This is a genomic window from Xylophilus rhododendri (assembly GCF_009906855.1).
GTDB lineage: Bacteria > Pseudomonadota > Gammaproteobacteria > Burkholderiales > Burkholderiaceae_C > Xylophilus > Xylophilus rhododendri.
Window position 1 is genome coordinate 3,547,715 of sequence record NZ_CP047650.1, and the last position, 11,840, is coordinate 3,559,554.

Sequence of the window (11,840 nt, forward strand, 5' to 3'; positions counted from 1 at the left end):
CGGCAAACGGCAGGGCTTTTTTGTTGGGCAGCGCCGTGCTCAGGACTGGGGCGGGAGAGCGGACACCGTTTCCGTCGCCGCACGGGTGCTGTGCTGGATGCAGTAATCGACCAGGGCATCGATTTCGTTGGACTTGTCGAAGACCGCGTTGACGCCGAGCTGGGCGCAACGGGTGCGCACATCCGGCGTGGCGTAGTTGCTGAGCACGGCGACCTTCTGGTGCGGCAGACGCTCCTTGCAGGCCGCCAGGATGCCCAGGCCGCTGCCCTGCTTGAGGAACAGGTCCACGATGGCCAGGTCCCAGGCCTCGGGGTTCTGCTCCAGCCAGTGGCGGCCATCGCTCTCGGTCTCGGCGATGCCGACGGTCTGGATCAGCGCCAGCTCCTCCAGCGTACCGATCAGGTTCTCGCGGATCGTGACGTTGTCTTCGACGATGTACGTTCTCAGTCCCAAGGTGCTTTGTCCAACGGAGTCGTGAAGGCGCGCGGCGCAGGCGTTTCGAATCGATTGTCAGTGAGTATGGATCATCGCGCCAGGGGCCCGGAGAGCCGATTGTGTGTTCGCCGGTCCCGTGCGGCCGCCGCCGAGGGCGCCGAAGGGATGTAGGCTCAAGACGACGGCGCTTGATCCCCTGGGACGACCGCCATTGATGTGTATCTGCATCACCATGCAGGCGATACAAGGCAGAAAAGAAAAAGGGCAGACAGCAGATGGCGTTTGGGGTCGGCAGTTCCACCGTTGGCAGGTTTCCCGGCCGCATCGCACGGGTGTTGGCGGGCGCGCTCTGGGCGGCCTGCCTCGGCGCCTTGGCCCAGTCGCCTTCGCCTGGTGTTCCCATTGCCGCGGTCGCCCATGTCGATTGGCAGCGTTACGGCGGCAAGTGGTACGAACTGGCTCGGCTGCCCAATGCCTTCCAGCGCAAGTGCATCGGGGATGTGACGGCCCGGTACCTCGCGAAAGAACAGGGCCGCATCGAGGTCGTCAACCAGTGCCGGCGCGACGATGCTTCCGAGGATGTGGCGCTTGGCGAGGCGCGTCTGGTCGACGGCGACGTCGGCAAGCTCAAGGTGCGCTTCGCGCCGCGATGGCTGGCGTGGATGCCGCTGGTCTGGGGCGATTACTGGGTGCTGGAAGTCGATGAAGGCTACCGGACCGCGCTGGTCGGCACGCCCGACCGGGAATACCTCTGGCTGCTGTCGCGCCAGCCGCAACGGCCGCCGGCAGAGGTGGATGCCTGGGTGCAGCGCGCGGCGGCCCTGGGCTTCGACACCAGCCGTTTGATCCGTACCGTGCAGACGGCCGAGAACACCCCGCCCGAGCCGGCTCCCGCGCCGCTGCCGGCTGCCATCCCCCTGTCTCCTGTTCCCGTTCCAGCCGCCAATCCGGACTCCACCCCGGCCACCAGCTCCCCATGACACTTGCAACTCCCGCTTCCTCTTCCGCGGACGCCCAGGGCGCACGCCGGCGCTGGCCGGCACGCCTGGCCATCGGTCTCGTCGTCCTGCTGCTGGCGCTGGTGCTGCTGATCGTGTTCTTCCCCTGGGACTGGCTGCGCGGCCCGATCAACCGCTATGTGAGCGACAAGACCGGCCGGCATTTCGCCATCACCCGCCACCTGGATGTGAAGCTGGGCCGCACCGCCACCGTGATCGCGGACGGCATCGAATTCGCCAATCCGGGCTGGGCCCAGGACCCCTATCTGGTCAAGGCGGAGAAGGCCGAGATCGGCATCCGCCTCTGGCCGCTGCTCAGCGGCAAGGTGGTGCTGCCCGCGGTCACGCTGCAGCAGCCCGAGATCGGCCTGCAGATGGAGCCGGACGGCCGGCGCACCTGGGCACTGGGCAAGGACAGCTCGGACAGCGGCACCACGCCCGACATCGGCCATTTGCTGGTGGACCGGGGCCAGCTGCACTTCCTGGCAGCAGACAAGGGCGCCGACATCCGGGTGAACTTCGGCATCGACCAGCAGATCGACAAGGACGTGCCCGGCGCGCTGCCTTTCAGCTTCGATGCCAAGGGCAGCTGGAAGAAGCAGGCCTTCGCCGCCAGCGGCCGCACCGGCAGCCTGCTGCAGCTCTCGCCCGGCGCGCAGACCGCGCCTTTCCCGGTCGAGCTGAAGGCTTCGGCCGGCCAGACCCGGCTGGCGGCCAAGGGCAGCATCGGCAACCTCTCCACCCTCGAAGGCGTGGACGCCCAGGCGCAGATGCAGGGCCAGAACCTGGCCGACCTGTACCAGCTGATCGGCGTGGTGCTGCCCGATACGCCGCCCTATGCGGTCAAGGGACATCTCACCAAACAGGGCGCGGCCTGGGACGTGGCCGGGCTGCAGGGCAAGCTCGGCAGCTCGGATCTCTCCGGCCACCTGCGTTACGACGCGGGCGGTGCCAAGGCCCTGCTGTCCGGCGAGGTGCAGTCCAAGCTGCTGGACTTCAACGACCTGGCACCGGTGATCGGCCTGGCGCCCACACCCACCAAGGGCAGCCGCACGACCGAGGCGGGCACCGTGCCGCCGGTCACGGCCGCCGCCGCGCAGAAGGGAAAGCGCTCCGGCGGCAAGGTGCTGCCGACGGCGAAGCTCGACCTGGAAAAACTCAACGCCATGAATGCCGACGTGAGCTACTCGGCGCAGAAGATCGAGCACATCGAGCAGCTGCCGCTCGACAGCGGCAAGGTGCATGTGAAGCTGACCGACGGCCTGCTGGTGCTCGACCCGCTGGACCTGGGCGTGGCCGGCGGCCATATCGCCGGCCATATCCGCGTGGACAGCAAACAGAGCCCGCCAGCCGTGAGCACCAGACTGGAAGCACGCGCGCTGCAGATCAACCGCCTCTTCCCCTCCATCGACAGCAGCAAGAACAGCTTCGGCAATGTCAGCCTGCGGGTGGACCTGCAGGCGCGCGGCGATTCGGTCGCCACGCTGCTGGCGCATGCCAACGGCGAGACCGGGCTGCTGGTGGGCAGCGGCCGCTTCAGCAACCTGCTGCTGGAGTTCGTGGGCCTGGACGGCGCCGAGGTGATCAAGTTCTTCCTGCGCGGCGACAAGGAGGTGCGCATGCGCTGCGGCGGCGCGGCCTTCGACGTGAAGAACGGGCTGATGACCAGCAAGGGCATCGTCTTCGACACGACGGACACGGTGGTCAACGGCGACGGCCGCATCAACCTGGCCGACGAGAGCATGTACATCACGCTGCGGCCGCAGCCCAAGGACAAGAGTTTCCTGAGCCTGCGCTCGCCGCTGATCATCCAGGGCACCTTCGGCGATCCCTCGGCCTTCCCGGACAAGGGCGCGCTGGCCGGCCGTGCGGCGGCCGCCGTGGCGCTGGGCCTGATCAACCCCTTCCTGGCACTGGCCGCGACGATAGAGACCGGCCCCGGCGAGGATGCCGACTGCCAGCGCCTGCTGACTCGGACCGACGCGCCCAAGCCGGTCAACCGCTGATCCGCGCGGCGCCTGCGCCGCATACCGGGCAGTGCGGATCGCGGGCCACCCGCAGGGTGGACCAGTCGATGGCCCGGGCGTCGAGCATGCGCAGGCTGCCGGGGAGGGCGGCGGCCGGCGGCTTGCGTCCCTCGGCGGTGGCCACATCGGCCAGCAACACCTGCAAGGCCAGGGCCGCCTGGGCCGTGCCCACCATGCCGACCAGGGGGGCGAACACACCCATGGTGGCGCAGGCCACTTCCTCGACGGCCGCGTCCGGCGGGAACACACAGGCATAACAAGGACTGTCCGCGCGCCGCGGGTCGTAGAGCGCGAGCTGGCCGTCCATGGCGATCGCCGCGCCGGAGACCAGCGGCTTGCGGGCCGCCACGCAGGCGCTGTTGATCAGCTGCCTTGTGTGGAAGTTGTCGCAGCAGTCCAGCACCAGATCGACGCCCGGCAGCGCCTGCGCCAGCCACGGGGCATCGGCGCGCCGAGCCACGACCTCGGTCCGCACCAGCGGATTGATCGCCGCGATCGCCTGCGCCAGCGATTCCACCTTGGGCATGCCGACCCGGTCCGCCGTATGCGCCACCTGGCGCTGCAGGTTGGTGGCGTCCACCGTGTCGTCATCGGCCAGGATCAAATGGCCGACACCCGCGGCGCCGAGATAGAGCGCCGCCGCGCAGCCCAGCCCGCCGGCGCCCACGATGAGCACATGGGCGCCTCGAAAGCGCTCCTGGCCTTCGATGCCGATGTCGTCCAGCAGGATGTGCCGCGAGTAGCGCAGCAGTTCGTCGTCGTTCATGCTCGGCCTGGAAATGAAAACGCCCCGCCGGACGGTTGGTCCTCGCGGGGCGTGGCGAAAAACGCCGGGAAGATCAGTTTTCCTTCTTCTCTTCCTTGCGCTCGACCAGGGTCTTGCTGACCAGCACCGGCTGGCCCTTGAACTGCTTGATCGCCTGGCTGAGCTGGAAGTCCTGCTCGGTGCCGAACTCGGGCATCTTCGGCGGCGGCTTCTTGGCTTCGGTCTCGGCTTCGAGGCGCTTGCGTGCTTCCTCGCGCGCCTGTTCGCGGGCCGGGTCCTTCACCTCGGCGCCCTGGCCGCTGTTGAGATGCTTTTCCAGGTCGGCCTCGCGGGTGCGCAGGGCGGCGAAGACATTGCCCTCGGCGGTCTCGTCCAGCATCACGTCGGGCACGATGCCGGTGGCCTGGATCGACTTGCCGCTGGGGGTGTAGTAGCGCGCGGTGGTGATCTTCAGGCCCGTGTCCGGTCCCAGCGGCCGCACGGTCTGCACCGAGCCCTTGCCGAAGGTCTGGTTGCCCATCAGCGTGGCGCGTTTGTGGTCCTGCAGGGCGCCGGCCACGATCTCGCTGGCCGAGGCCGAGCCTTCGTTGACCAGCACGATCAGCGGCACGGTCTTGAGTGCGGCCGGCAGGCTGCGCAGCGGATCGGAGCCGCCGCGGCGCTGGTAGAACTCGGGCGATGCCTTGTAGGTGGACTTGCTCTCCGCCAGCTGGCCGTTGGTCGAGACGACGGTGGAATCCGCCGGCAGGAAGGCCGCCGAGATGGCGACCGCCGCATCGAGCAGGCCGCCCGGGTCATTGCGCAGGTCGAGCACCAGGCCCTTGATGTTGGGATCCTGCTTGTACAGCTCGTCGACCTTGGTGACGAAGTCGTCCACCGTGCGTTCCTGGAACTGCGACAGGCGGATCCAGGCATAGCCCGGCTCGATCATCTTGGCGCGGACCGACTGGGTGCGGATCTCCTCGCGGGTGATGGTGACCGGGAAGGTGCGCGACTCGTCCTTGCGGAACAGCGTCAGCGTGACCTTGGTGCCCGGCTCGCCGCGCATGCGCTTGACCGCGTCGTTGAGCGCCAGGCCCTTGACCGCGGTGTCGTCGATCTTGGTGATCAGGTCGTTGGTCTTGATGCCGGCGCGGAAGGCCGGCGAACCTTCGATCGGCGAGACCACCTTGATCAGCCCGTCTTCCTGGGTGATCTCGATGCCCACGCCCACGAAACGGCCGCTGGTGCCCTCGCGGAATTCCTTGAAGGACTTCTTGTCGAAATACTGCGAGTGCGGATCGAGGCTGGCCACCATGCCGGAGATGGCATCGGAGATCAGCTTCTTGTCGTCCACCGGCTCGACGTAGTCGGTCTTGACCATGCCGTACACGGCCGCGAGCTGCTGAAGCTCTTCCAGCGGCAGCGGCGTCATCGCGCCGCGGGCCACTGTCTGCAGTGATACGGTGGTCAGCGCGCCGGCAATCACGCCCACCGAAATCCAGCCTGCCGTCTTCAATTTCTGGCTCATAGAAACCCTGTGCTACCTAATGCGTTTGGCTCGTGGAAAGCCGAATTCAATATACACCTAGGAATCGCAGCGAACGTAAGGGTTCCGTTGAGACACCCTGCTGTGTAAGCAAAAGCTTGTTGCTCAGCGCTTGCCCTGTGCCGCCACCGCCGCCGCGGCGCGGGCCGCGGCTTCCTGGTCGCCCAGGTAGTAGTGGCGGATCGGCTTCAGGTCGGCGTCGAGTTCGTAGACCAGCGGGATGCCGTTGGGAATGTTCAGGCCCACGATGTCGGCTTCGGACACATTGTCGAGGTACTTCACCAGCGCGCGGATGGAGTTGCCATGGGCCGCCACGACCACACGCTTGCCGGCCTTGATGGCGGGCGCCATAGCCTCGTTCCAGAAGGGCAGCACACGGGCGACGGTGTCCTTGAGGCATTCGGTCAGCGGCATTTCACCGGCGGCCAGCTTTGCGTAACGGCGATCGCCGGCCTCGCTGCGCGGGTCGTCCGAAGCCAGCGGCGGCGGCGGGGTGTCGTAGCTGCGGCGCCAGACCAGCACCTGCTCGTCGCCGTACTGCTTGGCCATGTCGGCCTTGTTCAGGCCCTGCAGGCCGCCGTAGTGGCGCTCGTTGAGGCGCCAGCTGTGCACCACGGGAAGCCAGGTGCGGTCGAGTTCGTCCAGCACATGCCACAGGGTGCGGGTGGCGCGCTTGAGCACGCTGGTGTAGGCCACGTCGAAGTCATAGCCTTCGGCCTTCAGCAGCCGGCCGCCGGCCTTGGCCTGTTCGATGCCGGTGTCGGTCAGGTCCACATCGGTCCAGCCGGTGAAGCGGTTTTCGAGATTCCAGGTGGATTCGCCGTGGCGGATCAGGACGAGCTTGTACAAGGGACGCGCCTTTCTGAGGGCTTCGGAGGGGCTCCGCAGGGACGGGAGCGGGAGGCAGAACGCGACATTCTAGAATCGAGGGCTTAGCCTTCGAAGGATCCGCGTGAAATTCGTCATCGACAACTGGTCGCTCTTCCTCATCGCCATCGTTTCCGGCGCCTTGCTGATCTGGCCCCTGGTGCGCGGGGCGGTGGGCGGCGACCTCACCCCTGCACGGGCCGTGCAACTCATCAACCGCGACAAGGCGGTGGTGATCGACGTGCGCGAGACGGAGGAGTTCGCCTCGGGCGCACGCATCGTCGGCGCCCGCAACATCCCCCTGGGCGAGCTCGAAGCCAAGCTGCCGGGCGCGGTCAAGAACAAGGCGGTGCCGGTGATCCTGGTGTGCTCCACCGGCGGCCGCGCCTCGCGGGCGCTGCCCATCGTCAAGAAACTGGGTTACGAGCAGGCCCAAGCCCTGGCGGGCGGACTCAAGGCCTGGAAAGACGCTAACCTGCCCCTCGAAAAGGCTTGAGAAGCGAGATCGCCCCATGAAGAACGTCACCATGTACACGACGGCCGTGTGTCCTTACTGCATCCGCGCCAAGCAGATCCTGAAGGCGCGCGGCGTGGACAAGATCGAGGAGATCCGTATCGATACGGATCCCGCCGCCCGCGCCACCATGATGGAGCGCACCGGCCGGCGCACCGTGCCGCAGATCTATGTCGGCGACACCCATGTCGGCGGCTGCGACGACCTGATGGCGCTCGATGGCCGTGGCGGGCTGGTGCCGCTGCTGCAGGCGGCCTGAGCGTCACGCCGCGCTGCCATAATCATCGGCTGCGTGCCTGCGCGGACACCCGTCCGGCGCAGGCTTTGTTTTGATTGACCGCACCCCACTTCAACCTCTTTGCGATTGCATCCCATGGCCGACCAAGCAGAACCCCAATTCCAGATCCAGCGCGTCTACCTGAAGGACCTGTCGCTGGAGCAGCCGAATTCCCCCGGCATCCTGCTGGAGCAGGAACAGCCCAATGTCGACATCCAGCTGGGCGTGGACGCTCAGGTGGTGGCCGAAGGCATCTACGAAGTCTCGGTGACCGCCACCGTGCAGACCAAGATCAAGGACCGTACCGTCTTCCTGGTCGAGGCCAAGCAGGCCGGCATCTTCGAGATCCGCAACCTGGCCGAAGAGCAGGTCGGCCAGCTGCTGGGCATCGCCTGCCCGCAGATCGTCTACCCCTACCTGCGCGGCAACGTCGCCGACGTGATCCAGCGCGGCGGCTTCCCGCCGGTGCACCTGGCCGAGATCAACTTCCAGGCCATGTACGAGCAGCAGCAGGCGCAGGCCGCGGCCACCGCCGCGGTTTCCACCGACCTGCCGCAGTAAGGGAACGGCGCATGTGGCGCGCGCCGCTGGCTGCATGAAGATCGCTGTCCTCGGCGCCGGTGCCTGGGGCACGGCGCTGGCCATCGCGGCGCGCCGCCAGGGTGGCCATTCGGTGCGCCTGTGGGCGCGTGACGCGGCCCAGGCCCAGGCCATGCAGGCGGCGCGCGAGAACCTGCGCTACCTGCCGGGCATCGGCTTGCCGGAAGGGCTGGAAGTCCTGTCCGGCGCTTTCCAGCCGATCGCAGCCAACAGCGACCTCGTCGTGCTGGCCACGCCCATGGCGGGCCTGCGTTCCATGCTGCTGGCGCTGCGCGATCTGGCGGCCCCGGTGGTGTGGCTGTGCAAGGGTGTAGAAGCCTCCGCCAGCGGCACCGGCCTGCTGCCGCACGAAGTCTGCGCGGCAGTGGCGCCCCGGCTGCGCGCGGCCGTGCTGAGCGGGCCGAGTTTCGCCCAGGAAGTCGCCCGCGAAAAACCCACGGCGCTGGTCGCCGGCAGTGCCGACATCGCCTTGCGTGAACTGCTGGTGCAGGCCTTCCACGGCAAGGCGCTGCGGGTCTATGCGAACGACGATGTCGTCGGCATCGAGGTCGGCGGCGCCGTCAAGAACGTGATGGCCATCGCCACCGGCCTGTGCGACGGCCTGCAGCTGGGCCTGAATGCCCGCGCCGCCCTGGTCACCCGAGGCCTGGTGGAAATGACACGCCTGGGCCTGGCGCTCGGCGCGCGCGCCGAGACCTTCCACGGGCTCTCGGGCCTGGGCGATCTGGTGCTGACATCCACCGGCGACCTGAGCCGCAACCGCAAGGTCGGCCTGCTGCTGGCGCAGGGCATGGACCAGCAACAGGCGGTCGCCTCGCTCGGCCATGTCGCCGAGGGCGTGTACTGCGCCCGCACGGTGGTGGAGCGGGCCCGTGCCCTGGGTGTGGAGATGCCGATCGCCGAGAGTGTCGTCGCTCTGCTGGATGGACGCATGCAGCCGGTCGAGGCGGTGGCCGCGCTGATGGAGCGCCAGCCGGTGGCCGAGAGCGACTGAGGCTTTTGTTCCGCCCAAAGAAAAAGGCCTCTTGCGAGGCCTTTTTGCTGGGTGCGGAAAAGAAGGATTACTTCTTGCCCTTGCCCTTCTTGGCGTCCGCTGCCGGTGCGGCGACCGGAGCGACGATTTCTTCTTCCACGGCCGGAGGAACAGCCGAAGCCACCACCGGGTTGGCCTTGCCGTGGCTCACGAACTTCACGCCCTTGGGCAGCTTGATGTCGTTGACGTGCACGGTGCCGGCGTTGTCCAGGGCGGACAGGTCGACTTCGATGAATTCCGGCAGGTCGCCAGGGAAGCAGGCCACTTCCATTTCGGTCATCGTGTGGGTGACCAGGTTGGCGTGGGTCTTCACGGCAGGAGACTCTTCCTGGCCCTTGAAGTGCAGCGGCACCTTCATCGACAGGCGGGTCTTGGCGTCCACGCGCTGGAAGTCCACGTGCAGCACTTGCTGCTTGAACGGGTGGTACTGCACATCGCGCAGCAGGACCTTGGCTTCGGCGCCGGCCAGTTCCATGTCCAGGATGGAGGAGTGGAACACTTCCTTCTTCAGGGCGTGCCAGAGGGCGTTGTGGTCCAGCTCGACCAGCTTGGGCTCCTGGCCCTCGCCACCGTAGACGATACCGGGGGTCTTGCCCGAATTGCGGAGACGGCGGCTCGCACCCGTGCCCTGCATGCTGCGTTCGAAAGCGACGAACTTCATATTGATTACTCCTGTGGAAGCCGACCGCGACCAGTGCGGCTCCGTTGATGAAAAAGCGCCCCGAAAGAGGCGCCGTCGATAAGCAGGCTGCCCGCGAAGGCAGCCGGCCGATTTCTTAGAAGAGGTTGTCCTGGTCCGAGAACAGGCTCATCACCGACTCGCCCTTGGCGATGCGCTGGATGGTCTCGCCGAACAGTGGCGCGATCGACAGCTGGCGGATCTTGCTGCAGTTCTTGCCGGCATCCGACAGCGGAATCGTGTTGGTGACCACGACTTCGTCCAGCGCCGAGGCGGTGATGCGATCGACCGCAGGACCGGAGAACACCGGGTGCGTGCAGTAGGCATAGACCTTCTTGGCGCCGCGTTCCTTCAGCACCTCGGCCGCCTTCACCAGCGTGCCGGCGGTGTCGATCATGTCGTCCATGATCACGCAGTTGCGGCCTTCGATCTCGCCGATCACGTTCATGACCTCGCTCACGTTGGCCTTGGGCCGGCGCTTGTCGATGATGGCCAGGTCGCAGTTGAGCTGCTTGGCCAGGGCGCGGGCGCGCACCACGCCGCCGACGTCCGGCGAGACGACCATCAGGTCTTCGTAGTTCTTCTGGCGCAGGTCGCCGAGCAGCGTCGGGGAGGCGTAGATGTTGTCGACCGGGATGTCGAAGAAGCCCTGGATCTGGTCGGCGTGCAGGTCCATGGTCAGCAGGCGGTCGACGCCGGCGGTCTGCAGCAGGTCGGCGACCACCTTGGCCGAGATCGGCACACGCGAGGAGCGCGGGCGGCGGTCCTGGCGGGCATAACCGAAGTAGGGGATGACGGCGCTGATGCGGTCGGCCGAGGAGCGCTTGAGCGCATCGACCATCATCAGCAGTTCCATCAGGTTGTCGTTGGTCGGCGCGCAGGTGGACTGCACGACGAAGACATCCCGGGCGCGGACGTTCTGGTTGATCTCGACGGTGATCTCGCCGTCCGAGAAGCGGCCGACGGTGGCGCTGCCGAGCTGGATGCCGAGATGGCGGGCAAGTTCGCCGGCCATGCCGGGATTGGCGTTGCCGGTGAAGACGAGGAAATCAGGGTGTTGAGCCTGCATGACGGTACCGGCGGCCTAGGGAGGTGCTGCGAAGGCCGCGCAACGGGCGCGGCGCTCATGAGAATTTGGCAGGGGAAGAAGGATTCGAACCTTCGCATGCTGGAATCAAAATCCAGTGCCTTAACCAGCTTGGCGATTCCCCTACACGGGTCCCCGGCCGAGGCCGGAAACCGTTTATCTTGCGCTGGATGCCCACCCCGCCAGAGGATGGATGTCCAGACTGCCGCATTGCCGATGAGTGCTGCCCACGGGGGCGCTGCTCCAATCGATGTCCTGCGACGTCGCTGCAAATACTGCACTTCCCGAGCCGGTCATCCTGGCTTTGAGTCCCTGTGAGGCAAACCATTCGATGGCTTGCGTGACCTCGGGACAAAGCGCTTGGGCAACTGGCTGCAGGTCGTTCGTTCCGAATTCAAATTTGTTTTCGGTTGTTGCTGCAGCGAAGCCCATGATCTTAGCAGCACTTGTGTCGCGTTTCAAATGCGGCGAAGAAAAAATTGTCCGGGTGTCGATTCCGGCCGACGGCTTGAGCACCGCGAAGCGCCCATGCGGCAGGGCGGTTTCGCCGGTCAGGGGCGCGATGTCTTCGCCGATTCCCTCGACCCAGGCGTTGTGGCCGCGCAGGAAGAAGGGCACGTCGGCACCCAGCGCCAGGCCGATTCTTTCGAGTTCGGGCAGGGCGAGGTCCAGCCCCCACAGCCGGTTGAGCGCCAGCAGGCAGGAGGCCGCGTCCGACGAGCCGCCGCCCATGCCCGCCTGCGCCGGCACCTGCTTGGCCACACCGATGTGGGCACCCTTGCCGCAGCCGGTGAACGACTGCAGGGCGCGGGCGGCGCGCAGCACCAGGTCGTCGGGGGGGAGTTCGACGGTGAGGTCCTCCCGGCTCAGGCCGCCGTCCTCGCGCAGTTCGAATTGCAGGGTGTCGCACCAGTCGATCAGCATGAAGACCGACTGCAGCAGGTGGTAGCCGTCGTCACGCCTGCCGGTGATGTGCAGGAAGAGATTGAGTTTGGCGGGAGCCGGTACGTCGTGGATCGCGCGCATGGC

13 protein-coding genes and 1 tRNA gene are annotated in these 11,840 nt (G+C 66.8%); 6 read left to right on the forward strand and 8 right to left on the reverse strand.

The genetic code is table 11. The features are described from left to right. Window positions 1–39 precede the first annotated feature (39 nt). Window positions 40–453, reverse strand: a complete 414-nt coding sequence (locus GT347_RS16440; protein WP_160553239.1) for a response regulator — start codon at window positions 451–453, stop codon at window positions 40–42. 257 nt (window positions 454–710) lie between these two features. Here GT347_RS16440 and GT347_RS16445 point away from each other — a divergent pair, with 257 nt between their 5' ends. Together GT347_RS16445 and GT347_RS16450 are read left to right on the forward strand one after the other, a co-directional pair. After that, entirely contained in the window at window positions 711–1,415 is a 705-nt protein-coding gene (locus GT347_RS16445; protein WP_160553240.1) for a lipocalin family protein, read from the forward strand. Continuing rightward, window positions 1,412–3,439, forward strand: a complete 2,028-nt coding sequence (locus GT347_RS16450; protein ID WP_160553241.1) for an AsmA family protein — start codon at window positions 1,412–1,414, stop codon at window positions 3,437–3,439. Before GT347_RS16445 ends, GT347_RS16450 begins: the two co-directional genes overlap by 4 nt. Here GT347_RS16450 and GT347_RS16455 read toward each other — a convergent pair. The 3 genes from GT347_RS16455 to gpmA form a co-directional block, all read right to left on the reverse strand. Further along, window positions 3,429–4,226: a HesA/MoeB/ThiF family protein gene (locus GT347_RS16455; RefSeq protein ID WP_160553242.1), complete on the reverse strand. Its 798-nt coding sequence runs from the start codon at window positions 4,224–4,226 to the stop codon at window positions 3,429–3,431. The two genes, GT347_RS16450 and GT347_RS16455, sit on opposite strands and share 11 nt — an antisense overlap. A gap of 73 nt (window positions 4,227–4,299) precedes the next feature. Then, the gene (locus GT347_RS16460; RefSeq protein WP_160553243.1) at window positions 4,300–5,736 is read right to left on the reverse strand and encodes a S41 family peptidase; all 1,437 of its coding nucleotides are present in this window, start codon (window positions 5,734–5,736) and stop codon (window positions 4,300–4,302) included. Window positions 5,737–5,859: 123 nt separating this feature from the next. Then, window positions 5,860–6,603 carry a 2,3-diphosphoglycerate-dependent phosphoglycerate mutase gene (gene gpmA, locus GT347_RS16465; protein ID WP_160553244.1) on the reverse strand — a complete coding sequence of 248 codons (744 nt, stop codon included), beginning with the start codon at window positions 6,601–6,603 and terminating at the stop codon, window positions 5,860–5,862. Window positions 6,604–6,706: 103 nt separating this feature from the next. Between gpmA and GT347_RS16470 the strand changes: the two genes are divergently transcribed. The 4 genes from GT347_RS16470 to GT347_RS16485 all read left to right on the forward strand — a co-directional run bounded on the left by GT347_RS16470 (window position 6,707) and on the right by GT347_RS16485 (window position 9,006). Next, window positions 6,707–7,117 carry a rhodanese-like domain-containing protein gene (locus GT347_RS16470; RefSeq protein WP_160553245.1) on the forward strand — a complete coding sequence of 137 codons (411 nt, stop codon included), beginning with the start codon at window positions 6,707–6,709 and terminating at the stop codon, window positions 7,115–7,117. Between the two features lie 16 nt (window positions 7,118–7,133). After that, on the forward strand, window positions 7,134–7,394 hold the full coding sequence (grxC, locus tag GT347_RS16475) for a glutaredoxin 3 (protein WP_160553246.1): 261 nt from the start codon (window positions 7,134–7,136) through the stop codon (window positions 7,392–7,394). A gap of 114 nt (window positions 7,395–7,508) precedes the next feature. Continuing rightward, window positions 7,509–7,973 (forward strand): protein-export chaperone SecB, encoded by a 465-nt coding sequence (gene secB / locus GT347_RS16480; protein ID WP_160553247.1) that lies wholly within the window; start codon window positions 7,509–7,511, stop codon window positions 7,971–7,973. Between the two features lie 34 nt (window positions 7,974–8,007). Further along, window positions 8,008–9,006 carry an NAD(P)H-dependent glycerol-3-phosphate dehydrogenase gene (locus GT347_RS16485; protein ID WP_160553248.1) on the forward strand — a complete coding sequence of 333 codons (999 nt, stop codon included), beginning with the start codon at window positions 8,008–8,010 and terminating at the stop codon, window positions 9,004–9,006. Window positions 9,007–9,073: 67 nt separating this feature from the next. Here GT347_RS16485 and GT347_RS16490 read toward each other — a convergent pair whose 3' ends face one another. The 4 genes from GT347_RS16490 to ispE all read right to left on the reverse strand — a co-directional run bounded on the left by GT347_RS16490 (window position 9,074) and on the right by ispE (window position 11,837). Then, window positions 9,074–9,706 (reverse strand): 50S ribosomal protein L25/general stress protein Ctc, encoded by a 633-nt coding sequence (locus GT347_RS16490; RefSeq protein WP_160553249.1) that lies wholly within the window; start codon window positions 9,704–9,706, stop codon window positions 9,074–9,076. Window positions 9,707–9,821: 115 nt separating this feature from the next. Then, the gene (locus GT347_RS16495) at window positions 9,822–10,793 is read right to left on the reverse strand and encodes a ribose-phosphate pyrophosphokinase (RefSeq protein ID WP_160553250.1); all 972 of its coding nucleotides are present in this window, start codon (window positions 10,791–10,793) and stop codon (window positions 9,822–9,824) included. A gap of 66 nt (window positions 10,794–10,859) precedes the next feature. Then, window positions 10,860–10,936, reverse strand: a tRNA-Gln gene (locus GT347_RS16500). A gap of 31 nt (window positions 10,937–10,967) precedes the next feature. After that, window positions 10,968–11,837: a 4-(cytidine 5'-diphospho)-2-C-methyl-D-erythritol kinase gene (gene ispE / locus GT347_RS16505; RefSeq protein ID WP_160553251.1), complete on the reverse strand. Its 870-nt coding sequence runs from the start codon at window positions 11,835–11,837 to the stop codon at window positions 10,968–10,970. Window positions 11,838–11,840: the final 3 nt, after the last annotated feature.